General features: G+C 53.6%; 21 protein-coding genes. 2 read left to right on the plus strand and 19 right to left on the minus strand.

What is annotated here, in order from left to right:
- Window positions 1-18: 18 nt before the first annotated feature.
- The 19 genes from MHH78_RS22035 to MHH78_RS22125 form a co-directional block, all read right to left on the minus strand.
- Window positions 19-204, minus strand: coding sequence for a DUF3934 domain-containing protein (locus tag MHH78_RS22035; RefSeq protein WP_341170360.1), 186 nt, complete (start codon window positions 202-204; stop codon window positions 19-21).
- Window positions 205-351: 147 nt separating this feature from the next.
- On the minus strand, window positions 352-1437 hold the full coding sequence (gene asd, locus MHH78_RS22040) for an aspartate-semialdehyde dehydrogenase (RefSeq protein WP_209873247.1): 1086 nt from the start codon (window positions 1435-1437) through the stop codon (window positions 352-354).
- A 123-nt stretch (window positions 1438-1560) separates the two neighbouring features.
- On the minus strand, window positions 1561-2802 hold the full coding sequence (locus MHH78_RS22045) for a VWA domain-containing protein (RefSeq protein ID WP_341168815.1): 1242 nt from the start codon (window positions 2800-2802) through the stop codon (window positions 1561-1563).
- Window positions 2803-5148 (minus strand): DUF5682 family protein, encoded by a 2346-nt coding sequence (locus MHH78_RS22050; protein ID WP_341168816.1) that lies wholly within the window; start codon window positions 5146-5148, stop codon window positions 2803-2805. It abuts the gene before it with no gap.
- Window positions 5145-6248: an AAA family ATPase gene (locus MHH78_RS22055; RefSeq protein ID WP_076074576.1), complete on the minus strand. Its 1104-nt coding sequence runs from the start codon at window positions 6246-6248 to the stop codon at window positions 5145-5147. Before MHH78_RS22055 ends, MHH78_RS22050 begins: the two co-directional genes overlap by 4 nt.
- An 83-nt stretch (window positions 6249-6331) precedes the next feature.
- Entirely contained in the window at window positions 6332-8188 is a 1857-nt protein-coding gene (locus tag MHH78_RS22060) for a HEAT repeat domain-containing protein (protein ID WP_341168817.1), read from the minus strand.
- Between the two features lie 49 nt (window positions 8189-8237).
- Complete coding sequence (locus MHH78_RS22065) at window positions 8238-9683, minus strand: SWIM zinc finger family protein (RefSeq protein WP_341168818.1); 1446 nt, start codon at window positions 9681-9683, stop codon at window positions 8238-8240.
- A gap of 321 nt (window positions 9684-10004) precedes the next feature.
- Complete coding sequence (locus tag MHH78_RS22070) at window positions 10005-10607, minus strand: response regulator transcription factor (protein ID WP_076074553.1); 603 nt, start codon at window positions 10605-10607, stop codon at window positions 10005-10007.
- Window positions 10604-11743 carry a sensor histidine kinase gene (locus MHH78_RS22075; protein ID WP_341168819.1) on the minus strand — a complete coding sequence of 380 codons (1140 nt, stop codon included), beginning with the start codon at window positions 11741-11743 and terminating at the stop codon, window positions 10604-10606. Before MHH78_RS22075 ends, MHH78_RS22070 begins: the two co-directional genes overlap by 4 nt.
- A gap of 165 nt (window positions 11744-11908) precedes the next feature.
- Window positions 11909-12976 carry a fatty acid desaturase gene (locus MHH78_RS22080; RefSeq protein WP_341168820.1) on the minus strand — a complete coding sequence of 356 codons (1068 nt, stop codon included), beginning with the start codon at window positions 12974-12976 and terminating at the stop codon, window positions 11909-11911.
- A 116-nt stretch (window positions 12977-13092) separates the two neighbouring features.
- On the minus strand, window positions 13093-14304 hold the full coding sequence (locus tag MHH78_RS22085) for an MFS transporter (protein ID WP_341168821.1): 1212 nt from the start codon (window positions 14302-14304) through the stop codon (window positions 13093-13095).
- 694 nt (window positions 14305-14998) lie between these two features.
- Window positions 14999-16594, minus strand: a complete 1596-nt coding sequence (locus MHH78_RS22090; RefSeq protein WP_341168822.1) for a response regulator — start codon at window positions 16592-16594, stop codon at window positions 14999-15001.
- Window positions 16595-16611: 17 nt separating this feature from the next.
- Window positions 16612-17979, minus strand: coding sequence for an ABC transporter substrate-binding protein (locus tag MHH78_RS22095; protein ID WP_036729212.1), 1368 nt, complete (start codon window positions 17977-17979; stop codon window positions 16612-16614).
- Between the two features lie 14 nt (window positions 17980-17993).
- The gene (locus tag MHH78_RS22100) at window positions 17994-19721 is read right to left on the minus strand and encodes a cache domain-containing sensor histidine kinase (RefSeq protein ID WP_036729213.1); all 1728 of its coding nucleotides are present in this window, start codon (window positions 19719-19721) and stop codon (window positions 17994-17996) included.
- 186 nt (window positions 19722-19907) lie between these two features.
- Window positions 19908-20771 (minus strand): carbohydrate ABC transporter permease, encoded by an 864-nt coding sequence (locus MHH78_RS22105; RefSeq protein ID WP_036729216.1) that lies wholly within the window; start codon window positions 20769-20771, stop codon window positions 19908-19910.
- Window positions 20768-21721: a carbohydrate ABC transporter permease gene (locus MHH78_RS22110; protein WP_036729218.1), complete on the minus strand. Its 954-nt coding sequence runs from the start codon at window positions 21719-21721 to the stop codon at window positions 20768-20770. Before MHH78_RS22110 ends, MHH78_RS22105 begins: the two co-directional genes overlap by 4 nt.
- Before the next feature lie 99 nt (window positions 21722-21820).
- Window positions 21821-23182 (minus strand): ABC transporter substrate-binding protein, encoded by a 1362-nt coding sequence (locus MHH78_RS22115; protein ID WP_341168823.1) that lies wholly within the window; start codon window positions 23180-23182, stop codon window positions 21821-21823.
- Window positions 23183-23514: 332 nt separating this feature from the next.
- Window positions 23515-23793 carry a hypothetical protein gene (locus MHH78_RS22120; protein WP_341168824.1) on the minus strand — a complete coding sequence of 93 codons (279 nt, stop codon included), beginning with the start codon at window positions 23791-23793 and terminating at the stop codon, window positions 23515-23517.
- A 254-nt stretch (window positions 23794-24047) separates the two neighbouring features.
- Complete coding sequence (locus MHH78_RS22125) at window positions 24048-24296, minus strand: hypothetical protein (RefSeq protein ID WP_341170361.1); 249 nt, start codon at window positions 24294-24296, stop codon at window positions 24048-24050.
- A 179-nt stretch (window positions 24297-24475) separates the two neighbouring features.
- On the opposite strand from MHH78_RS22125, the gene MHH78_RS22130 reads away from it, so the two are divergent.
- The gene (locus tag MHH78_RS22130; protein ID WP_209873220.1) at window positions 24476-24688 is read left to right on the plus strand and encodes a hypothetical protein; all 213 of its coding nucleotides are present in this window, start codon (window positions 24476-24478) and stop codon (window positions 24686-24688) included.
- A gap of 3 nt (window positions 24689-24691) precedes the next feature.
- Window positions 24692-24997: an HNH endonuclease gene (locus MHH78_RS22135; RefSeq protein WP_341168825.1), complete on the plus strand. Its 306-nt coding sequence runs from the start codon at window positions 24692-24694 to the stop codon at window positions 24995-24997.
- Window positions 24998-25554: the final 557 nt, after the last annotated feature.

Here is a 25554-nt window from a genome sequence, read left to right on the forward strand (position 1 = left end):
CAATGGGCAGATGTCCGCTTATTTAGCGCCTCCGGTTTTGTTGCTGCCGCCGCTGCTCTTAGCCGGTTTGGCTCCTTTGGCACCTGGGCTTCCGGGAGGGCCGCTTCGGGCCGGCTTCACGGGTTTTGCCGTCTTATTCCAGCGGGTCCAGCCCTTGCTGCCTGTTCCTCTACCTGTGCCGCCGCCTTTACTTTTTGCCACAATATCACTCCGTCAATATTCAGTTTTCGTCGTACATTACTCTATCTTACCATTATTTCGGGCGGATTGTCAGGTCCAACTGCAAACAGCCTGCGCGGAGAGCCTCCGGCAGGCTGCATAACAGGTATCTATCCAAGAGCATAGAGTGGCTTATTTAGGCTGAATATATCCTTCGGCCTTAAGCAATTCGGCGATCAGTACCGCACCGCCGGCAGCGCCTCTCACCGTATTGTGGGACAGGCTGACGAATTTGTAATCGTACAGTGAATCCTCGCGCAGGCGTCCTGCGGAGATGCCCATGCCGTTCTCAATATCGCGGTCCAGACGGGTCTGCGGACGGTTCTCTTCCTCAAAATACGTGATGAACTGCTTAGGAGCACTCGGCAGACCGAGCTCCTGCGGACGCCCCTGGAAGCTGTTCCAGCGTTCCAGAATCTCCTCGCGGGAAGGCTTCTGCTCAAAGGAAGCAAAGACAGCCGCCATATGGCCGTCAGCCACAGGTACACGAATACACTGTGTGGTGATTACCGGCTGCTCGCTTGGTACGATCCCTTCACTGGTTACCTTACCCCAGATCCGGAGCGGCTCCTGCTCGCTCTTTTCTTCTTCCCCGCCGATGAAAGGAATCACGTTATCTACCATATCCGGCCAGTCCGCGAAGGTCTTGCCTGCACCTGAAATCGCCTGATAAGTGGTTACAACCACCTTAGAAGGCTTGAACTCATGAAGTGCATTCAGAGTAGGCATATAGCTCTGAATGGAACAGTTCGGTTTCACGGCGATGAAGCCGGTCTCAGTCCCCAGACGTTTGCGCTGCTGGGCGATTACCTCCAGATGCTCCGGGTTAATCTCGGGAATCACCATCGGAACATCAGGTGTCCAGCGGTGTGCCGAATTGTTGGAGATCACCGGAGTTCCGGTACGCGCATAAGCTTCTTCCAGCGCCTTGATCTCTTCCTTCTTCATATCTACGGCGCAGAAGATCAGATCCACATCCGCAGCCACTTCCTCTACCTTGGAGGCGTCTTGAACCATAATGCCTTTGACTGCTTCTGGCATAGGGGTGGAGAGCTTCCATCTGCCTTGAACAGACTCCTCATAGGACTTGCCGGCTGAATTCGCGCTCGCCGCAATCGCCGTTACCTGAAACCATGGATGATTCTCCAAAAGTGCAATGAAACGCTGGCCGACCATACCGGTACCGCCAACAATACCCGCTCTGAGCTTCCTCGACATAAGAAATTCATTTCCTTTCAAGCAGCGCCTAGCGAAAGGCGCTTTTTAATAACCGATTATAAATGATAGCGGCATGTTACACAATATGTGATTATAAAGTAAGTGTTTCCTCTTCTAATAAAATTACCGCGTCATCCCGAGCCGCTTCGCCAATTCACCCAGTTCCTGGCCCTTCAGCGCCCCTTCCACCAGGACAGGCAGCAGTGCCGGAGTACAGGCGAAGCAAGGAGTTCCATCACGGGCGAGCTGAGCGGCAAGCCGTTCATCATAGGAAGGCTTCCCCTCATCAGAGAGGGCCAGCAGCGTCATCGTCCGCACCCCGGATTCCCGCAACTCGCGCATCCGCCGGACCAGACCGGCCTGATTGCCGTTCTCGTACAGATCCGATACGATAATGAACAGCGTCTTCTTCGGCTCCTCGATGAACTGCTCGCAATACTTCACCGACTTATGAATATCCGTGCCGCCCCCGAGCTGGATGCCGAAGAGCATGTCAACAGGATCATTCGCACATTGCTCCGTCAAGTCTACCACCTCGGTGTCAAAAGCAACGACACGCGTGTTCAGCGCCGGGATACTGGCGAAGATCGAGCCGATCACCGACGCCCAGATCACAGAGCTGGCCATCGAGCCGCTCTGGTCAATATCCACAATGACCGTCCATTCCTTGCTGCGGCGGGCCCGGTCGAAATAGAAGAAGCGCTCGGGGATAATCATCCGCCGCTCCGCATCATAGTGCTTCAGATTGCGCTCGATCGTCCGCTTCCAGTCCAGTCCGCTGAGTGAAGGCAACGGAGAATGCTGCCGCTTGTTAAGTGCTCCGGTAACGGCACGGCGGATATCGGTCTCCAGCAGCTTGACCAGCTCATCCACAAGCGCCTGGACCAGCATCCTTGCGGTTTCTTTGGTTTTCTCCGGGATTTTGCCCTTGAGTGCCAGCAGCGTACCCACCAGCTGGATATCCGGCTTCACTGCCGCCAGCAGCTCCGGCTCGAAGAGCAGCTGCTTCCAGCCCTTGCGCTCCATCGCATCGGTCTGAATGACCGAGACCACATCCTCCGGGAAGAAATTACGCACATCTCCGAGCCACTTGGACAGGTTAACCGCAGCATGTCCCGAGCCTGCACCTTTGCCCTTCGATCCGGCACCGGCACTCCCGCCTGCCTGACCTGCGCCTGTCTCATTATAGATAGCCGCCAATGCCGCATCCATAATCAGCTCTTCCTCACTTAGCGTCCGGCCACTGCCTTGGCCATAGCCGGGCAAGGCCTCTTCAGCTTCCTGCCCCAGAATCAGCCGCCAGCGTGTAAGGGCACCGTTCTGGTTATCCTCCTTCAGCTCTTCCTTCCACTCTTCTTCACCCATCTACAGATCCCCGAAGTCAAAATCATTCAGATCATCCAGCATTTTGGCTTCCTCCTCCTTCAGTTCTCCTGTCAGAATCTCAGCGGCCTGCTCTGTGTTCACGCCCCACAGCTCACCCAGCAGCTCAGCGATCATCATCTTCTCACGCGGGGAGAAGGTACTGAACGCCCGACGCAGGAAGACCAGCGCACGCTTGAATTCCTCATCCTCCAAGGCGTTGATATAGTCATTTAGCTGCTCCCACAGGCTCATTCGCGACAGCAGACCATAGCGGTTACGCATGGACAACCCTTCGAACCAGCCTGCCCCGAGGTCCGCCGGTATCCCCGGAGACAAGCGGCGCGACACCTCCGCCGCTACCTCCCCGGCAGGGATGGCTCCGCGCTCCATCAGGATCGCGCAGGCGAAGCCAGACAGCCGCGGGTTGCGGTCATCCCGCTGCGCCAGCTGCAGCAGCTCCTGCAGCCACAGCGCTGTATCCGCAATCTCGCTATGCTCCTGCGAGATGTTGTTCAGGTCATTCATTGCACTTATCATCAGCGCCGCCGCTTCATCATTGCAGCCGCTGGCATCCAGCAGGAACAGGCAGCCCCGGCGGAACAGCTCCTCCAGCAGCGGTACGAACGGGGCCGTATCCACCTTGCGGATGTCTCCATAACCAATGATCTTGGCCAGCTCTCTGGCCGCTGTGGCAATCGAGACAACATCGCGGCTATCCACCGCAAGGCGCTGCAGCACGCGGCTGCTCTCCTCCATCTGCGTGGTCATAGCACACTCGCAGGCGGTGACAATCAGCGCAGAGGCCTCAGCGATAGAGCTGCATTCCAGCAGCTTCTCGCGCAGCACGTAGGCTGCCGCCACTTCAATGGTCTCGCCCAGCAGTGTAGACTCCACGATCTCAATCTCTACCTCCGGCGCCCACTGGAGTATCCAGTGCTCCGCCCAGGTCGCCCCGGACTGGCCGCTCGGCACATTCCGGGCGAAGTGGATGCCGAGCAGCTCCAGCCGGTGGAACAGCACCGAGCGGTGCAGATCGAGATAAGCCGCTTCACTGCTTGACACCCGGCGGTTCTCGCGCAGATCCAGCGTCAGGTCACTGGCTACAGTCGATCTGTACTTCTCCAGCTTGTAGCGCTTCAGCAGCCGGTTCAGGTCATCCTGAATCGGCGTCTGGCTGACGCCATCCGCCAGCCTTCCGATATTCGTACCGACATCCACCCGGGCCAGCGAATCGGCGATAACGGCCAGATCACCGTGGCCGAGCAAGGTCTGTGCGGCATCGCGCAGATCGCGCAGCGTAGGTGCGCTTCCGCCGTGCAGCGCCGCCAGCGACTCTGCCAGCCGCACCGCTTCAATGACTTCGGCCGTGGAGCGGTGTGTCCCTGCTCTGCGCACCATCCGGGCCACAGAGGAGAGATAGAGATGGGGCAGCTCCTCAGCGCGGCCTGAGGCCATCAGCTCCCACATCATCTGGAAGTAGTGCGGAGCCGCGTTGCCCGCACCGTAACCCGACATGGTGGAGAGCTTATAGTAGGAATACGGCATCAGCGTCAGCTTGGTAGAGCGTGCAGGCAATGACGCCAGCTCCGTATCGCTCATCCCCTCCGAGAGATCAGCCAGTGCGGCGGCGTGGTATGCACCGCAGATCACAACAATCTTCTCCGGCAGATGCCCTTCTTCAATCTTGAGCTTAATTCTCCGCCTCATATAAGATTCGCGCAACGCGTTATAAGCATATTCCCGCGGCTGCTCTGCACGCTCCGTGGACTCCGACAGCTCCCGCATCTGGGCAGAGAAGGCCAGTATCGCGGCGCGGTATGCGCCGCTGCTGGCGTTATGCTCGTAATTACGCTCCCAGTACATATCATAGTCATGCTCACCGGCAAGCCGGGCAATCCGGCTGTATACGGACTCCGGCTCACTGACTTCCTCTTCCGCCGGCTCCCCCTGTTCTTCAGCCACAGGCTTCTGCTCCGGGCGTCCGCCGGCATCCTGCCGTAACGCGTCCTGCAGCCCCAACGTTACAGAGGAAGGCAGGTCGATGAACTCTGCCTGTGCTCCATGCTCCTGCGCCCATTTCATCCCCTGATATTCCGGGGAATACACAGCGAACGGCCAGAGTACCGTCCGTACGGGCAGATCCTCGGTGAAGGCCAGAATAGCTACCGGCGGCTTCGTTACCGCATGGGTTAAATGACGGATCTCTCCGCTTGCATCACTCGGCCCCTCAATCAGCACGGCGGTCGGCTGCAGCTCGTTCAAATATTCCAGGACATGCCTGGCACCGCCCGGAGACAGATGCCGGACTCCGAAGACATGAACGCCGGCAACCGCTGCCCTGCTCACTCGTTCATCTCCTTGCAGGCTTGATAGAGTCCGCGCCAGTCCGCTCCTTTTTTCTTCATTACATTATCCAGATATTCCTTCCACACCAGCTTATCCTTGTCGTCATCCTTGACGATCGCCCCTTGGAGTCCCGCTGCCAGATCCTCGTCGGTCAGTTCTCCGCTCCCGAAGCTTGCCGCCAGAGCCATGCTATTCGTCAGCAGCGAGATGGCTTCTGCCGTAGAGATTACACCGGCTGGAGTCTTCACCTTCTCCTTCTTGTCGAGCGTCATGCCGCTGCGCAGCTCGCGGAAGATGGTGACCACCTTCAGCAGCGCTTCATCCGCCGGAACAGCAGCCTGCAGCTCATAGGAGGAGGCAATCTCGCCTACACGCTTCTTCACAATGGACAGCTCCGTCTCCAGGTCCGATGGCGCAGGCAGCACAATGATATTGAAGCGCCGCTTCAGGGCAGCGGACATCTCATTGACTCCGCGGTCCCGGGTATTTGCAGTGGCAATAATCGAGAAGCCCTTGCGGGCACTGGTCTCCTTGCCCAGCTCCGGCACAGAGATCGTCTTCTCCGACAGAATCGAGATCAGCGCGTCCTGTACCTCGGAAGCACAGCGGGAGATTTCCTCGAACCGGGCAATGCCGCCGTCCTCCATCGCCCGCATAATCGGGCTCTTGACCAGCGCTTCCGGCGTTGGACCGTTCGCCAGGAGCATGGCATAGTTCCAGGAATAGCGTACATGCTCTTCGCTTGTTCCCGCTGTCCCCTGAACAACCATGCCTGAGTTGCCATAGATTGCCGCCGCCAGATTCTCGGATAGCCAGGATTTCGCCGTGCCCGGCTCTCCGATCAGCAGCAGTGCCCGGTCGGTGACCAGTGTGGCAACCGCCATCTCGATCAGCCGGGTGTTCCCGATATATTTGGGGGTAATCACGGTCTTGCCCGCCTTGCCGCCAGTAATGAACGTGAGAACTGAACGCGGGGACATCTGCCATCCGGCTGGAATACGCCCGGTGTCCTCCTTGCGCAGAGCCTCCAGCTCATCCTGATAAAGGATTTCGGCAGGCAGACGCATGTAATCCTGAAGCTGATCTTGTTCTGTTGACATGTACACCTCTCCTTGCAACTGTTTTGTGAAAACCTAAAGTTAAGAATGTATGGCTTCGAGGAACAGGGTAGCTGTTATAAGGGTCAGGTATTCTTGGCACTCCGCAAGCTGTCCAGCACATATTCCAGCTGATGCTTGCATTCATATCTATAGTTGGGAATAACCGCTTCCACACGGCTGGCATAGCTGGCAGGGAAGCGCTCCATCATTTTAAATATATACAATTCGAAGGTATACGGGTTATGAGGACTCTTAGTCTCCAGGGCACTCATCAACAGTTCCAGACGCTCCGGCTCAGGCATCCCGGCCCTTTCCAGTCCCTTGAAGATGTTGGGAATGAAATCACTGGCACGGCGTTTGGACAGGTCCTGCAGCTTATCAACCAGAAAGTTCCGCACGCCCTTGTGACCCGGCCGGGCAAAGGCACTGGCCAGATTCACAGCATTGTGCTGGATGAACCAGTCCAGCCAGCGGGGGTCCCAAGCTGCGGCAATCTCCTGAGCCGGAAGCATCTCCCTGCTGTAAGGCTGTCTGATTCCCGCTGCATCCCACTCTACTTCATAATTCCGCCGGCGGATATCCACAACCTGATCCTCAATGGTATTAATCAGCAGCTGGGAGCGCTGAGCCGCATCCTTGGCCTCCTTACCCACAAGTGCTTTGAGTTTATCCAAGAAGGTTCCGCCGGCGAACCGGTCGAATAGCTCCTTCAGACTTATAGACTGCTGGGCGGCATGGAAATAATGCGGCAGGAAACGCACGCTCCGCTTCTCCAGCTCTGCAAGCTCTGCCAGAGCAGCACCGTCTGGAGTTTTCTCTTTATACAAGGCTGCGTGGTCCAAAAGCGGAATCCAGCCCAGTGACGAGAACCGGGGATACTCTTGAAGGATATAGCTGTAGATTTCATCCAGCTGCGGACTCCGTACCCGGCGAAGAGCGGTAAGGAAGGGAAGAAGCTCATTCCATATCTTGTCTGTCAGCTTCACGCCGTCATTTTTCTGCGGGGCTGCCTGCAGCTCTTCCATGAATAATACCGCCAGACGGGCACTCACCTCTGCGGAATGCCCGTCCGCCAGCACTCTGCCCAGAATCTCGCGGTCCTTCTTCTGGATGAATGCCTCAACCAGCCGTTCCCCTCCCTGTAACGTACCGCCTGCCGCCAGCGCCGCATAGGCCGCTTCGCGGATGGCTTTCTTCTTGTCCGTGGACCACTCCAGCAGGTTAGGCGTGAATTGTTCATAACCGCCCAGGCATCTGATGGCTGCAGCGCGGACCTCCTCGCTTCCACTCTCGGCAGCGTGGAAGATCTTATCCAGGTATTCGTCTGCACCGACCTTCCAGATTACCTCCAGTTTGCGGACCTCACTTCTTCCCCCTGAGAGATTAAGACTCTCCAGCAGGTGGCTGGCAATGACCGGCCCGTAGGACGGGAGAATATGATTCATCGCATATTCCGCCAGCTCCGAATACGGGTCGTTCAGTGCTGAGACAGCCAGCGGCAGCAGACGCAGATCCTGAAAGACTCCTTCTTTATAGGCGTCCAGTACAATCTCATATCTGCCGCTTCCGGTAGTGGTGAGTGCTTCCAGCACAGGCGCAAGCTTCCGGTAAGTCTGATTCGTCTGCAGGGTGAACTTCCGAACCGGCAAGGGTCCGGGAGTTCCATCCACGGTTGTCGTTCCCTGAGTGTACAGAACAGACTCCAGCAGCAGGGTATTCTCCTGCAATTGAATGCCCGGGGCAGGACCGTCCGGGCTCCCCGGTTCAATCAGTGCCGTGATTCCCTCGCCTAGCTTCTTAAAGACCGGTGACCGCTCGCCTAGCTGCTGAAATTGCGGAAGCAGCCGCTTCAGGCGGAAATCTCCGGCCGCCAGCTCACTTCCGGCAATATACAGTCTTCTGTATTCCTGATGCAGCTCCTGCAATAACGCTGTGCTCATGGATTGTCCTCCCATATGAATAAAGGTTTGTGGATAATGTTGAATTACTCTAGTACAGCAGACGAACGATCTCTTCGTCCTTAATGACACTTAGCGGCTGGGCACGCAGACGTCCCTGGTCCAGGTCATGCTCGAACATGACCAGAACTGTACAATCTTCGCGGGCGCCTGCCGGAAGGAACGGCAGCAGTTCCACTGTGCCCTGCGGCATCGACGGAATATCCTCCAGAAGGAGCCTTGTTCCTTCCCCGTCAGTCATAACATACTGGCCGTTCTCTGTGACGCCCAGAGCTGCGGCATGCAGCAGCATGACCGGCTGCTTGTCGCTCAGCGGGTTCTTGATCTGGTTCTTCACCTTCTTGAAGACCTCCGAATATGAACGGTGAGCCTTGGCGGCCGCCCGCTCAAGATCCGTGCCTTGCACCGGTCTTGAAGACATGGACTCGTATCTAATCCGGGCATTCATATCCCCGGGATAGGTGTACAGCTGTGGAACCACGGCAATGTCGAAGAAGCTGTCTTCCTCGCGCATCAGCTTCGCCGCCTTGTAAGGGCGGTAGTTAAAGGTCCGGCGGATCTCCCCGGCTTCCGCAGAGAGATCCAGCCAAAAGCCAAGGTCTACGAACTCCTGGCGGGCCGCATCGTTGTAGCTGTAGAAGGATAACTGCAGCAGCTCTGCCCCCTCTTTTACCAGCCCGTATTCCTTCAACTCGCTAAGCTGCCAGGCATGGCCCAGCCATTCATCAATGGTGGATTCATGATCCAGCGCCAGCTCCGGGTCCTCGCTCCGGGCCAGCAGATACGTCCGGCCCTTCTTGATAAATGCGTGTAGCCGTGTCAGCTGCTCCACCGCATATGTATAGTTCTGCTCCTGATCCTTGCCGCTGAACATCAGATTCGCGAAGCGGCGCAGCTCAATCTGGGCACCGGACAAATAATAGTTCCCGAGCTGCTTCACATGCCCCTGAAGCGTCTTGGCCGCAGACTTGTCAATCGTGGACAGGCCGCTGCGTACGAAGGAGAGCACCAGCTTTTCCAGCAGATCAAGCCCTTCGAGCTGCGCGTTGATTTTTTTCTTCAAGGCGGATTTGTTAACCTTCTTCGGCTTGGGGTCTGCTCCTTCAGCCGCCTGCTTCACCTTGTTCTCTTCCCGCTTCTCCGCCTTCTCGCGCTTCGATGCGATATCTTCGGGAACCGGGGCAGGTGTGAACGTCTGGCCTTCGGTATAGGCATACAGCAGACCTAGTGCGTGCTTGCAGGGGAATTGGCGGCTGGGGCAGCTGCAGCGGAAGACCGGGCTGTCTGGTGCGATGAAGTCCACTGAGCACTCATAGGGCGTTTTGCCGCTTCCGGCACATTTTCCGAATAATAGCTCTCCGTTCTCCGACTGATGGAGCTCCACAAAGCTCTTTTTGCGGACCAGCCCCTGGCCGTTCTTGATCGCAGCAGCATTGGGTGCAAGTGAATCGACGTACGTGGATGTTAGCTCTGGCAAATTAGATTCCTCCCGGCTGAATTAGGATGTAAGCAGAATGAATAAACGTGCATACGGGGCACAAGTATTTATTACCCAACTTCACATGAAACGACTACAAATAGGATCATATGTTTGCATTTATTTTAGCAAATCTTAGCGTCCGATCCAATAGAGTAACCGCTTTCAGATGAAAAATGGGTGATAGGTCCTAGATTCGCTTCTAATCAAGCTCCGTTCTAAGCGGTTTATGTACACTCTATAATCGAACAAAAGTCGAACAAAAAAACGGCCAGCCCTCCTAAAAGACAGCTGCCGTTCCTGCTTCCCCGCAGGGATATTTTATTTGAACCAGCCCTTCTCCTTAAACCGCGTAATCGCCTCGATCCGGTTGCCCACATCCAGCTTGTCCAGAATGACCGAGATATAGTTGCGGACCGTTCCGGTGGTGATGTAGAGCTGGCTGGCGATCTCCTTCGTATTCTTGCCGTCGGCAATCAGCCCCAGCACTTCCTTCTCCCGCTCGGTCAGCGGATTCGCTTCCTTGCTGTAGGCTTCATCCATCAGCTCCGGCGCATACATCCGTTTGCCGTCCATGACACTGCGGATCGACAGCGCCAGCTCCTCGCTGGGACTGTCCTTAAGCAGATAGGCATCCACTCCGGCCTTGACCGCACGCTCGAAGTACCCTGCCCGGGCAAACGTGGTCAGAATCATGATTTTGCAGCCTGCCCCCTTCAGGGCTTCTGCCGCTTCCAGGCCCGTCATAGCCGGCATTTCAATATCCATAATACAGATATCCGGCTGTAGCTGCTTCACCAGCTTCACAGCCTCTTCCCCGTTGCCCGCCTTGCCGACCACCCTCATGTCTTCCTCCAGATCCAGCAGCGCCGACAGCGCTCCCAGCAGCATCCGCTGGTCTTCGGCTATCACGATGGATATCATTGCGCGTTCACCTCCATGTCCGGCTGCTGCGACGCATTCGGCACCTTAATCACTAGTGTAGTTCCTTCATCCTGGATCACTTCCATCGAACCGTTCACGAACTCAAGCCGCTCCCGCATTCCCTGCAGGCCATGCCCCTTATGATACAGCTTGGTCCCCTCAATCCCTCCGCCGTTGTCCTTCACCTTGATGAACAGATCGGTCCGTGAAGATTCAATCTGTATCCGGCACAGCGAAGCACCGCTATGCTTCACCACGTTGGTTACCGCCTCCTTCATGCACATGCTCAGCACATTCTCGGTAATCAGCGAGGTATTGGTCAGAACGGGATCACCCTCCAGTATATAACCGATCTCCGCCGCCTGGAGGAATTGCCGGATGCGCACCAGCTCATCTTCAACCCGGATGCCCCGCATCTGTGTGATCATCTCCCGGACTTCCTTAAGCGCGCTGCGGGCGGTTACGCGGACATCGTTAATTTCGATCATGGCCTGTGCCGGATTCTTGCTGATCAGCTTGCCGGCCAGGTCACTCTTCAGTCCGATCAGTGACAGGCGTTGTCCCAGCGTATCATGCAGATCCCGGGAGATCCGCTGACGCTCTTCCATAATGCCCAGCTCGGAGATCCGTTTATTGGCATCCTCCAGCTGTTCCTCCAGCTTATCGTGCCTATTGCGGTTATACGTTGTGACCGGAAGCAGCACCACAGCAATGATACTGACCAGCACGAACGGCAGCTGCGAGAGGAATACGGGATTGCGCATAATCAGCTCATAGTTAATCGCTACAATAGTTGTCAGCAGATGGATCGGATAGAGGGTGAAGAAGGCCGCTCTTTTCTGAATATTCCCGATAAAAAAAGCCAGAAACAGCGCAAAGTACATGTACCCGAACAGCAGCGTCATCGTAACAGAAACTATCATCTGCACACTGGTCCAGAAATAGACCACCCAGCCCTTGGACTTAAACGACAGCACGTAGCAGGCGAAGAAGACCATAATCATCAGGATGCCATACACCCAGCGGTCCGCCGAGGAGGATCGGAAGATGAAATAGAACGGAAGAATGTAAAAAACAACCCATACATAAGGGCTCAGTCCCGTACTTTTATGAAAAATATGATGCCACTTCTGCATGTTAGCCATCCTTTTTGCCAGCAAGTTTATACCCCCATTTTAACATAAACCAGCCTCCGACCGGCAACTTCCTTCGAAACAACCTGTGTGTATTCTAAAAAGAAAGACCAGACCCGGCATCCTGCTCCCCGGATCTGTCTTTCTGCATGTTAAATGTTACCGCTTCTATTCGCTCTGGAACCCCGGTTTGATTACCTTCAGCCCCTCTTTCACGGCAGGCTCACTCTTCCGCAACCGCTGCTTCAACTGCTTGAAGCTGAGGAAGACCTTATGCTCTTCATCCCAAAGACGGTATTTCAGCGCTTCGAGACTGGTGCTGAGTGTAATAGTGGTTGCCTTTTGCAAAGGCGGGCTAGCATTGTGAGCCAATTCCAGATTATAATTCGGCACCTTCGGACTCAAGTGATGCACATGGTGAAATCCGATATTGCCGGTAATCCATTGTAGCAGCTTCGGCAGCTTATAGTAAGAGCTTCCTTCTACAGCGGCGTTCACGTAGCTCCACTCTTCATCATGCTCGAAGTAAGTATGTTCGAACTGGTGCTGTACATAGAACAGCCAGATGCCGAGGAAGCCGGACACGAACACAATCGGCAGCTGTACCAGCAGGAACGCCTGCCAGCCTATGAGCAGAATGATTCCAGTATATAGACCCACAATGGACACATTGGTCAGGTACGTATTCATCCGTTCCTTGCGTCTTGCCCCTTTGGCATTGAACCGGTACTGGATGAGGAATACGGCAATCGGTCCGATGACGAACATTACCAGCGGGTTACGGTAGATCCGGTAATAGAGCCGCTGGAGCGGCTTGGCAGCCACATATTCATCCACCGTCATGATCCAGATATCCCCGATGCCTCTTTTGTCGAGATTGCTGCTTCCGGCGTGATGAATTGAATGACTGTGCTTCCACTGGCGGTAAGGGACCAGGGTAAGCACACCGGTGATGGTGCCGACAATATCATTGGCCTTGCGGTTCTTGAAGAACGACCCATGACAGCAGTCATGAAAAATAATAAAGGTGCGGATGACAAAGCCGGCAGCCGGAATAGCGAACATCAGGGTCAGCCAGTAGGACACGGATAAGCTGAAGTAAGCGGCGGTCCATAATAGCACCAGGGGCCCAAGCGTATTAATGAGCTGTTTTATGCTCGTGTTGAGGTCTGTTTTCTCGTAAGGGGCTACGCTTTTCTTCAATGTAGAGAGCTGGGGTATCTGGTTGTTGGTCATCGGGATCGGTTCCTCCTCGGATGCATCCATTCAAGGATACTTCTTATATTTCCAGTATAAAGAAAGAAGTGTCATCCCCGTAAGTCATAAATATCAACTCTGATGTATGACAAATGTCATAGTCGGCTCTGGAGTGCTTGTCTGCCCTCCTCCTTCGTTCTGAGCAGCGGCAACAGAATCAGCACCGCACTCAGGAACAGCACGCCGCTCCCCGTGAAGACTGCGGACAGAGAGAGCATTCCTTTAGCATAGCCGGCTACAGACATTCCGATTACCATGAAGCCCATGAACATCGGCCCCATAATGCCGCCCACCCTGCCCATATAAGCAGTCTCCGTATGACGGATCAGCAGGGTATTGATACCGATATGAATACAAGGGTAAAAGAATCCGCTAACCGTCTGGAGCACCAGCGTGAGCGCTGTGTGATGTGACCAGCCTACTCCTACCGTCCCTGCCGCACTGATCAGCAGGCCTAGGGATAACATTGTCTGCGGCTTCATAGTTTTGCCTTTACTCATAATAAACATTCCGCCCAGCAGCATCGCCGCTCCATTCGCCATCATCACCCACTGCAGGAAGCCTTTGTCTCTGCCCAGATTCTCCATAATGATGAAGATACCCAGCGGCTGAACCAGTCCGGCGGCAAGCCCGGCGAAGGCAAACGTTACTCCAAGGTTCTTCAGTACCCGGCTTGCACGTACATAATTCAGTCCGGATATCATCTCCGCCAGGAACCCGCTGCGGGCCTGTCCGGTCTCCTCCATCCGGTCAGCGGGCAGCTTGACCAGAATGAGCGCCGAGCCGATGAACATCCCGCCCATCACAGCAAGTGAGGCCTCAATGCCGTAATGACTATAGATGAAGGTGCCTATCACCGGACCAATGACCATGAAGAATGCTGTAAGCGACTGAAACATGGCCATAACCCTCTGCAGCTGCTCTTCAGGCACATGCTGCTTAAGCAGCTTCATCGCTGAAGGCTGTGAGAACTGGGACAGGACGGCCGACACCATTGTTGCAAACAACAGGGCGTGCCATGAGCCTGACATGACCACCAGCAGTACAACAAAGATTGAGCACGCGGACAACAGATCGCTTACGATCATGGTCCGTTTGGGACGCCAGCGGTCTGCGAAGGTTCCCCCGATGATGGCGAACAGAAACAGCGGGCCGTATTCAGCCACCGAAATGAGCGAGACATAATAAGGATCATTGTGCGTAATCTCCGTCACATACAGCAGAATCGCAAAATTCCGCACCCACACCCCGAGCTGCAATAGCACATTTGACAGCATAATCGTCCGTACATACTTGTTACTTAACACGTTAACATCCTCCATCATTTGAATATATTCTAAATAGATAAACATCTAATCTGTATATTAATATATAGACTTTTATTTATTTTGTCTATTTATAAATAGACAAGTTTTATTTTATCTATAAAAAATAAATAAGGATGGATGGTTATGACGGGATGGTTCATAAGAGGCGTTTGGCCCGGTGTAACGGACTGAGGTGCGCTTATGCAGGATGAAAGTCACCCCTTGAGTAAAGTAACGGACCTCATGGAGCTTATTCTTGGAATTGCCGCTTTTAAACCTCTCGTAAAGAGACGATAAGGTCTTCTCAGTCCGTCAAACAGCACAAGGTGGCGTTTTCCTGGAAATAACGTGTTTCAGGTCCGTTAAAGCTGGATTGATGGCGTAAAAATAACTAGGTGCATAGCGAGTCGGGGAACTGGCGGATGGCCGATAGTTTGGTAGGCGGTTGGTAGTCAGGCAGGATGGCGTTATGGTGGGTGACTCTCAGGGGGTGACTCTCAGGGGGTGACTCTCAGGGGGGGGGGCTGGAATATCCTCCTCAAGTTCCATTTGGAAGACAAAGTTAATCCGTGAATGTACAAAGAAATCGCTCCTTTGGCGATGGTTGGGTGGTACCTCCATTTACCAAAACGAGCGATTTTTTTGTTTCTTTTTCAAGGTTCCGTCCTATTCAATTGCATATTACTCGCCCGGGCTAGGCCTGCTTCACATGCTCCTCACGGTACTCTGTGGGCGTCTTGCCGGTCGCTTTTTTGAATACCTGGGTGAAGTATCTCGGGTCCTGATAGCCGACCAGCGGTGCGACCTGATACACTTTCACATTGCTGCTGCGCAGAATGTATTTGGCGTTCTCCATCCGGCAGTGGGTGACGAATTCGAGGAACGTGTAGCCGGAGATTTGCTTGAACAGGGTGCAGAAATGGCTGATGCTGAGATCGGCCACCTCGGATACCTCCTCGATGCTGAGATCCTTATGGTAATTGGATTCAATGTACCGCTGGACCTTCTCAATGATACTCCGTCCGTCCTCCCGGGCTGCGGTCTTATGACTCTGCTCCAGCCAGTCGCGGAAGGTGGTCTTCAGGACATTCATCATGTCCGGCAACGTGCCCAGTCCGTTCAGCTTGCTGAACAGCCCTTCAATGGACCAGTCATTATGCGTATTCAGATGCTCGAATTGCCGGTATAGCACCACACTCATCTCAATCATCAGGCGCTCCGCCAGCGGCTGGGGCAAGCTCTGGGCTTCAATGAATACGGACATCTCGTCAAAATGAGTCAGCATCCGCTCCATATTCAGAGTACGGATGCTCTCAATCAGCGACAGCTCCAGCTCCTTCGGATACTGCACCTCGCGGTTGCCTGCCGCTGCTGTCTCCTCTTCCAGGAAGACACCGGCCTGACCGGAATAGAAGCGCTGGTACAGCGCCTGGGAGGCTAACGGGTATACCGTGCTAAGCTGATCAATCCCGCTGGTGCTTCTGCTGATGCCGACAGAGCAGTTCAGCTTGGAGTAGCGCTTGATTCCGGCTATAAGCTGCTCCCCGAGTTCCCGCTTACCATCATTCAGGCTGGCCGGGAAGAGCAGAATCCATTCTCCGTTATAGAACGGGAAGATAGACAATGCGCCGTTCGTAAGCGACCACTCCTCCAGGATATTGCGCACGGCAAACAGCCACAGACGCTTCTCCTCGGCGCTCCATTGCGCCGTCAAGGCCGCGTAGTCGTCCAGACGGACCACGGCCATGAAGTATTCTCCCTCCAGCTCGCTGTTCTCCAGCCACACAAGGTGCTGCAGCGGCCGCGGATTGCCCAGCGTGAATTCGGCCAGCATGCGCTCGCGGGCCAGCAGCGACAGGGTCTGCACCGAGAGCATTAGCTGCTCGTTCTCCTTCTGGCGGTCCAGGCGCTCCCTGGCCCGCTTAAGCATCTCCACCAGCTCGTCATGGTCAATCGGCTTCAGCAAGTAATCAAAGGCCCCCAGCCGCAGGGCCTCCCTGGCATATTCGAATTCCCCGTAGCCGCTGATGAAAATGAAGATCAGCTTGGCGCTGCGCGGCAGAACCTCCTTCATCAGCGTGATCCCGTCAATCACCGGCATACGGATGTCGCTGATAATGATGTGTGGTGCGGTCTGCTGAATCTGCTGCAAGGCGGCCTCCCCGTTCTTCGCTTCCCCCACAATGCTCAGGCCCAGCTCATCCCATGGAATCGCAACCTTCAGGCTGCGCAGTATAATCGGCTCATCATCTACGAGCAGTACCTTATATTTCTCCTGCTGCTCCTTCATCACTTACACCCCCAGGCTTATTGACCCGAAGAACTCCGGATCAGATTCCAATACTGCTTGGACGCATCCTGCAGCTGCTGCAAAGCCTGCTCCGCCTGCAGCCCTCCGTCAATCATCTCCTCGATGACACTGAGGAAGGTCTTCTTCACTTCAGGCGATAACAGATTGTCATACGGGACGAAGCTCTGCTCATTCTCCTCCATCATATCCATCACCTGGGCAAAGACCGGTCCGGTCTTCTCCGGGTCAAATGCAATCCGCATCGACGGAATTCGGAGACCCTCATAGACAATCCGCGTCTGAATCTCTTTCGTATAGAAGCCCTTCATCAATTCAAGTGCCGCTGTCCGCTTCGCTCCGGTGAGGCTCGAAGACAGCCCGATGCCAATCGTATACCCTCCGGCGATAGACGGCTCTGTGCCGGCCTCCCGTGCGGGGAAGGGAATGACTCCAACCCGGCTCTGGAAATCGTCCGGGGCATTGTCCCCCGAGAATAAATTGATATCCCAGTTGCCGTTCAGATACATGGCTGCCCTGCCTTCAGTGAACAGACGGACCGCACCCTCGGTGGAGGTATCATTAGAGTCCTCACTGAAATAGCCTGCCTTCACCCATCTGTTCAGATGCCGGAACGCTTCCAGGTAGCCACTGTTCTGGAAGCTCGACATATCCTCGCCAGTAACCAGCTTCTGAATCAACTCCGGTCCGGCGTAGCGGTCCATCAGATAATGGGCGAATATCCCCGCAGGCCAGCGGTCTTCGTTCCCCAGCGCAAACGGGATATACCCCGCTGCCTTCAGCTTCGCCATCACCGTATCCAGCTCGGCCAACGTAGCCGGAGTGTTAATGCCTAGCTTGGTGAAGATTTTTTTATTGTAATAGAGCGGTTCCGCATTGCCCTCGATAGGCAGTCCGTAGATATGATTGTTGAACGTCCAGAGATGCAGATCCTTGAACTGGTTGCTGAGACCGTTCTGGGCAGTGAAATCGGTCAGATCCATCAGCCGGGCTGAACGCACGTAGGGCTCGATCTCCGCTCCGCCGAACAGGACGAACATATCGGGCGGTGTGCCGGTTACCATCTCACTCTTCAGCTTCTGCTCCCGGTGGATATTCTGGTCCAGCCCCTCGAAGTTCACCTTCACATTCGGATGGCTCTCCTGGTAGCTGCGCACAACCTCCTCGAAGATCGCCAGCAGCGGCCGGTCATGCTCCTTGATCCAGAAATGCCGGAAGGTCAATGTGATCTTCTCGGGCGAGGTATCCTCAATCTGCTCCCGGTCCTCCTGCATAATGAACCATACGGCGCCGGACATCAGCACAATATAGAGGAGAATCCATCCCCAGTTGGTCAACCATCTGAGCACATGTCGCTGATCTTTCATTTGGCTTCTCCCTCTCATGACGGCTGTATCCTCGGAATCCGGATGCAGATGGCTGATCCGAAGCCCGGTGAGGAGCAGACCAGAATGCCATAGGGATTGCCGAACCGGATGTTCAGGCGCTCATGCACATTTTTCAGCCCAACCCCGCTGTCGCTGTATTTCTTGGGATTGCTCCGCTCCTTGTTCCACTGGCTCATCAGCACCTCAAGATCGAAGCCCGGCCCGTTATCCTTCACAATAATGATAATATCCTTGCCGTTCTCCTGGGCGGTGACTGTAATGGTCCCGTGCTCCTCCATCTGCTCAATGGCATGATACAAAGCGTTCTCCACAATCGGCTGAACAATCAGCTTCTGGGTCATCACGTATTTCAGCGGCTCCGGCAAGTCCAGCTCATAGGAGAATTTGTCCTCGAACCGGAACTTCTGGATATCCAGGTAATGGCGGACATGCTCGAACTCCATCTGCAGCGGGATCAGCTCCTGATTCTGGCTGATGCTGATCCGCAGCAGCCGGCCGAGCGAGATGACCATTTTGCTGATATCCCTGTTGCCTGCCAACACCGCCATGGAATTGATCGATTCCAGTGAATTATAGATGAAATGCGGGTTGATCTGGGCCATCAGCGCCTGCATCTCCGCTTCCTTTTTGCGTCCCTGCTCGGTCTGGACCTGGTCAATCAGCTCATTGATCTGCGAGCTCATCCGGTTGAAGCCGTCAATCAGGGAATCGCTCTCATCATTGGCCCGCAGCGGTACCGGAATCGGGGTGAAGATCCCCTGCTTGACCCGCTTCATGCCGTTCACGGCGCTGTTAATGCTGCGGACAAGCCTGCGGATGAAATAACGGTCGAACAGGAAGGCCGACAGCAGCGATACCATGCCGAGAATAATCGCAATATTGCGGATGGAGACCGATTCGGAGGAGATCAGGTTCATCGGCGTAATGGCCGCCAGATACCAGTCCGCGTTATGTGAAGGCAGGAAAGTGATCAGTGACCGCTCCCCTTGATAATTGTCAATGTAATAGTCCTGCTCCTGGTTATAATTCTCCTGCAAAAAAGGAAAATCCGTCCGTTCCCCGATATGCTCCCCGGACTTGTTAAAGACGATATTGCCCTGCTTGTTGACCAGCAGGATATCCCCTTTCTTCAGGGTCGCAGCCTCCCAGAAAATCTGATCAAGCAGATCCGGCTTCACATATACAACCAGATAGCCGATATCCTCCAGCGAATAATAGTCCTTAATCACTCTGGCATGGACCAGCACCGGCTTATCGCCGCTGGCCGAGCCGTTCTCTCCGGGACCGGACCAGACAGGACGCCCTTCGGCAGCCTCCATGGCTCCGAACCAGACCTGCTTGTGCATATCCGCAAAAGACATCGGCGCATTGTATTGGTACAGCAGCCGGTCTTTCCCGTACAGGCTGAACGAGGTGATCATCGGATGGTTAATCAGCAGGTTGTTGATTTCCTGCTTGCGGTCATAGGTGAGGACGAAATTCTGCTGCTTCAGCGACTGCTGGATCGCAGGCTGCGTGATCGCTGAATTGGTGATCGATGAAATCTCACTGAGGGCGAACTTCAGCTTGCGGTCCGTCTCCAGCAGGGAGATCCAGTAGAAATTACTTGATTTCTTCTCCATAGCATTCGAATAATTCACATACGTCACAATCCCCATGACAATCACGGGAATGAATACAAGAAGAATAATAGCGAACAAGATTTTGCGGCGGAGCTTCATGACGTGTCCCTTCCTCCTGCGGTCTCTGTCCAAATAGAAGAATTCATAGGTTTCACACGATAACTTATCCTTCTATTTCTCGCTGAAACGGTACCGTCCTTGTAAAGGACGGCAAAACCGTTTCCACTTGATTATTATTCTTCACAGCATTCTGTAAATCCTCTTACTTACCAAATAGACAGACAGTTAACTCTTGATGGCACCTGAAGTCAGTCCCGCAATGACCCAGCGGCTGAACAGCAGGAAGACAACCAGCAGCGGCAGCGTGGCCGTGAAGGTAGCGGACATAATCATTCCGTAATCAAGACCGTCACGTGTAGTGAACAGCTGCTGCAATGCAATCTGAATCGTGAAATGCTCCTTGTTCTTCAAGACCACCAGCGGCCAGAAAAAGTCATTCCATACCGTCATGAAATTCAGAATACCCAGGGTAGCCATCGCGGGTGTAATGACCGGCACGGCAATCCTCCAGAAAATCCGGAAGTGGCCTCCTCCGTCAATACGTCCGGCTTCAATCAGCTCGGTAGGCACGGCCGAAGAGATGTACTGCCGCATCCAGAAGATGCCGAAGGCATTGACCATAGCTGGAACAATCAGCGCCTTGAAGCTGTCGATCCAGTGAAGCTTGGCCATTATGACATAGGTTGGCAGTACGCCAAGCTGCTGGGGAACGATCAGGGTGGCAATAACGAATACGAACAGCACGTTTTTACCGGGGAATTCATATTTGGCAAAAGCATACCCGGCCAGCGTACAGAAGAACACGACCGAGACCGTCACCATCGACGAGACGAACAGCGAGTTGCCAAGCGCCTGGAAGAAGTCCGATTTGTCCAGCACCCGCTTGAAGTTCTCGAAGAACTGGTCTCCGATAGTGAGCAGCGGCGGTACGTGGAACACGGCTCCCTTATCATTGGTCCCGACCACAAACATCCAATAGAACGGGAAGATGGAGACCAGTGCTCCGAGAATCAGTAGAAGATAGAAGCCCAGCTTGCCGAAGAAGCCGAGATCATCCGGTTTTTTTCTAAACATACGCAGTGTGCTCACGCTTTTTTCCCTCCAGTCTGTCTGCCGCCGCCTCTGGAGATCAGCATATTGAGGACAGAGAACAGAATCGTAACGAGGAACAGCAGAACCGCTGTAGCCGCCGCTGTACCGAAGAAGCCGTTGCGGAAGGCCTCACTGTACAAATAAGTAACCATCGTAATCCCTTCCTGCCGGGTAGATCCGGTGCCGGATTGGCCGAGGAAGACATAAGGCTCTGTGAAGAGCTGCAGCGCACCAATGGTGGATTGCAGGGATACGAAGATAATGAACGGCTTAAGCAGGGGCAGTGTAATGAAGAACAACTGCTGTCTGCGGTTGGCCCCGTCGATTTTGGCTGATTCGTACAGATCCATCGGAATACTCTGCAGGCCCGAGAGGAACAGGATCGCATTGTAGCCCGTCCAGCGCCACATGACCATCGTGGAGATGGCAATTTTGACCCCCCACCAGCCGGAATTGAAGGCCATGCTCTCTAACCCGATTCCGTTAAGCAGCCAGTTGATCATCCCGTTATTGCCGAACAGCGTACTGAATACCAGTGTAACCGCCACGATCGAAGTGATATTCGGCATGAAATAGAGGATGCGGAAGGTCTTCTTGAACCGGGTCATCCCCGAATGCAGCAGCACCGCCAGAAGCAGCGCCAGCATAACCTGCGGCACAGTTCCCATCAGCCCCATAATCAGCGTGTTGCTGAAGGAGATCCAGAAGGTCGGGTCCGTGGTGATCAGCTCGAAGTTTTTGAAGCCGACGTATTTCATTGGACCTAAGGCGTCCCACTTGAAGAACGATAAATAGAATGTGAAGAAAATTGGATATAGTCCGAATATCGAGAACAGAATAAAGAACGGTGAAATGAAAGTATACGCAGTGATGCGGCTCCGTCTTTGTTCAGTGAAGAAAGGTCGTTTGCTCTCGGCATGCGGACTCGTAATTACGGGCTCAGCCATGTCACACCTCCAGAGAATTCATATCTAAATCCGGATTCACAGAGAGACTACTCCGTGAATCCGGACATTTGGGGAAGTCTGTTCCCCGCGTATTACAGGTTAGCCGCGTTCTGCAAGCGTTTTTGACTGCTTGACAGCATCGTCCCACTCTTTGGCCGGATCGGCTTTCTTCTCCAGCACGTTCTTCAGCGCATTCTTGAAGAAGGTATCGGTCTGGTCATGCAGCGGTCCGTAGTATACCGGCTTCACGCGGTTAGCCGCTTTGCCGAATTCCACCGCCGTCTGTTGTCCGCCGAAGAAGTCATCCTTGAAATCCACGAATGCAGGATCTTCGTACAGTGCAGGGATAGAAGGCATCAGGCCTTTGGTCTTGAAGGATTCCAGCTGGTTATCCTTGTTCACGAGCCACTGGATGAAATCATAGGCTTCCTTAGAGTGCTTGCCTTCCTTCGGCAGCGTGATGAACGAACCGCCCCAGTTACCGGCGCCCTCAGGAAGCTGGGCAATTCTCCATTTGCCGGAGGAGTCCGGTGCGTTGCTCTTGATATTGCCGGCCATCCAGGCCGGACCCATCACGACAGCGAACGATCCATCGTTCATGCCTTGGCCCCATTCAGGCGACCAGAGCATGACATTGCTGATCCAGCCTTCTTGAATGCCTTTAACGGTAAAGTCATACGCTTTCTTCACTTGCGGATTGGTATCGCCGATGAAGCTGCCGTCTGCTTTGCTGAAATAGATCTCGTCCGCCGACTGGTCACGAAGCGCATTGTACGTCAGGTCGGTCAAGTCGGAGAAATACTTGCCTGTCTTGTCTTTGAACGCTTTCGCTACCGTAGCGAATTTGTCCCACGTATCGATGGCTGCGCCGAAGCCTTCAGGATCGCTTGGCAGTCCGGCTGCTTCAGCCAGGTCAGTACGATAGTAGACTACTGTCGGGCCGATATCCGTCGGAAGTCCAAGCTGGAAGCTGCCGTCGATGGAGGAAGCCTGCTTCCATTTCCAGTCGAGATAGTTGGCCTGGATGTCTTTGGCTCCGAGGTCATTCAGGTTGTAGAATTTGTCCTGGGCGCCCAGGAAGCGTTCCATGAAACCGATCTCAAGCTGGAAAATGTCAGGTGCGCCTGAACCCGCCGAGAGTGCTGTGGTCAGATTGTTGTGGTGGGCCGTCTGGTCACCAGTATTCTGAATTTTAATGGTTACGTTAGGGTGTTCCTTGGTGTAGGCAGCCGCCAGCTCTTCATAGTTCACGTTGCCCAGTGTCCAGAACGACAGCTCGACCTTCTCTGCCGGCTCTGTCTTGTCTCCTTCAGCAGCGGGTGCTGCTGTGCTTGACGCGTTGTTACCCGTATTTCCTTCCGCAGACTTGTTGCCGCCGTTGTTATTTCCTCCGCATGCTGCAAGTGAGCTCATGAGCATGATGGAGACCAGCGCCAGCGCCAGGTTCTTTGTTTTTTTCATTCCTCTGTACCCCTCTCAAAGGTTTCTTTTACAAGATTTAGTGTACCGTAGGCCACGGTTTTTTTTGAGGAGGCATATTGCCGATTTATGGTGGAAATACTTACGATTTTAAAACAGGTGGTTGTTTTTATGTAATGAGATATTCGAAAGAAGTCTTATCCTTTTAATAATATTGAACTCTCTCTGCTAACTGCCTCACTGACAGAAAGATTGAAGATCTGTTTCCCTTTGGACAGGTATTTTTCTAATTTATTGCTTCTGCAAAAGACCTCCAGATTTTTGTATTAGAATGCAAAAAAGTCGCTGGCGCTTCCCTGCCAACGACTCCTTCACTATTTTCGTTTAAAGCTCTTAGCCCATTGGAAAGTCATTTCTTGAAAACTCACCTGTTTACGCCAAGTCTTGTGAGTAGTTTCCCACTCATTAACTGTCTGTTTGTACGGTGTGTAGAACCGCCAATCACTGATATCCCAAGAAGAAAAAATCTTTCTATAGGATTTTCCAAATGAAATGTCATTAGGATATCTTCGTACGGCCTTGCTTGCCTGCCGTTTGATCCAACGACTTGCCTGATCTTTACTTACGGGTGTTTTCTTAATGCTTCTACTCAAATCAGCTCTAACCTCCTTCAGGGAAGCTAGAGTCCGTCCAGTAATTTCATTGATTCACCCCTTATTTTTCCTTGATCAAATCATAAACCGATTGAATCATTGAAGCAACCATCTTTATGCTATATATGCTGGGAACTGCTCAATGAAATCAAAATCCTTCGCGGTCCCGGAAAGTGTGAAATTCCGTTATTGTCGTCGATCTTGGCCACCAGGAGATCCATCTAATCATGAGTATGCACGCCGCTGATGATCACTCATTCTACATTGTCGGTCTGCAAATCCTCTGGAGAGCCGGTAATTCGGTCCAAGAACATGGTCTTGCCCTCCTTGAAGTCAGCTAGAAGGCGGTAACGAAGGGCCGATTCCAGCTTCGACATAACTAGTTTGACCGTGATTTCATACCCCACAATCTGCTTTGTCTTGGACATCTTCCGCGCACTGATAATATCCAATTGCTTAATTTTGACTTCTATCCGCGGCCTTGCACTGTACCGTTTCTTCACCAACGCGTCCACCACCTGACTGTCATCCTTCCAGATTTATAGTTCCCGTGCCTATTCCCGACTCCTGCCCTTATAAATTGAAGGATCACACCAAGGAAGTGGATTTCTGGCAGGCAGACGGGTATACTGATCGTATTTGCTGCAACTGAAGTTATCCCTATCTAAAGGAGATTTATTCCATGCCCATCAACCGACCACTACTCACTGACCAGGATCTGCAGGAAGCGATTGACCGCAAGCTGCCCGTCCGCGTCTTCCAGGATGACCATCTGGTGAATTCCGGCGCTACGATAGTGCGGTTCACGGATTCGGATGTTGTGATCCAGTCGCGGGTCAGTGATCTGACTTATTACTCGCGCAGCCGCTGTGAATTCTTCGAAGTCCGGCCTTAAGATATGACTGGCCGGGCCTTGGACACGTGTGAGCTGTGCGGCCGTTCTCCTCTTGCAACTACCGTTCATCATCTGATCCCCCGCGAGAAAGGCGGCAGCCTGCTCCCGACGGTCCTTCTATGCAAGGCCTGCCACCGGCAGATTCATGCCCTGTATACTAACAGCGATCTCGTTGTTCTTGGCCTTACGACACTGGATAGCCTGCGCAGCGACCCGCAGATTGCCGCTTATCTGAAATGGATCATGCGGCAGGCGCCAGGCTCAGAACCGAAGCTGCACAAATCAAAGCGCGTTCGAAGCAAACGTTAATCTGCCGGATGGCAGGATAATACAGGTGCTCTGAGGTCCAACGCGCAGCAAGTGGAAACGGCTTTGCCGCCCTTTTAAGGGCGGTACCGTTTCGGCGAGAAATACAAGGATAATGTACAGCGTGAAATATAGATATTTTGATCTGAACAAAGGCATCCTAGCAGAGGAATAAGATGCCCTGCGTCTGAGCACAATTAATGCTGCTGTTTTTCGCACACATTCGGGCCATTTGCCTGCATGTGAACACAATGTATGCTGTTTTTCGTATACATTTTGACCATATGCCTGCTTGAGAACACAATGTATGCTGTTTTTCGTATACATTCGGACCATGTGCCTGCGTCCGAGCACAATGTATGCTGTTTTCCACATAGATTTGGACCATATGCCGTTATACCAGCCGATTGTATTTGGTTTTTAGCATACATTCAGCCTTTAACCGATGAAATCTGATATACTCCTAATAATAATTTCTTAAACAGCAAAAAGGTGCCTTCCGAGTTCCGGGAGGCACCTTTTTGCTGCTTTTGCTGAATGCTCTATGATTTGCTGCGATG

This window comes from Paenibacillus sp. FSL H3-0333 (genome assembly GCF_038002805.1).
In the GTDB taxonomy this organism is placed as follows: domain Bacteria; phylum Bacillota; class Bacilli; order Paenibacillales; family Paenibacillaceae; genus Paenibacillus_AQ; species Paenibacillus_AQ silagei.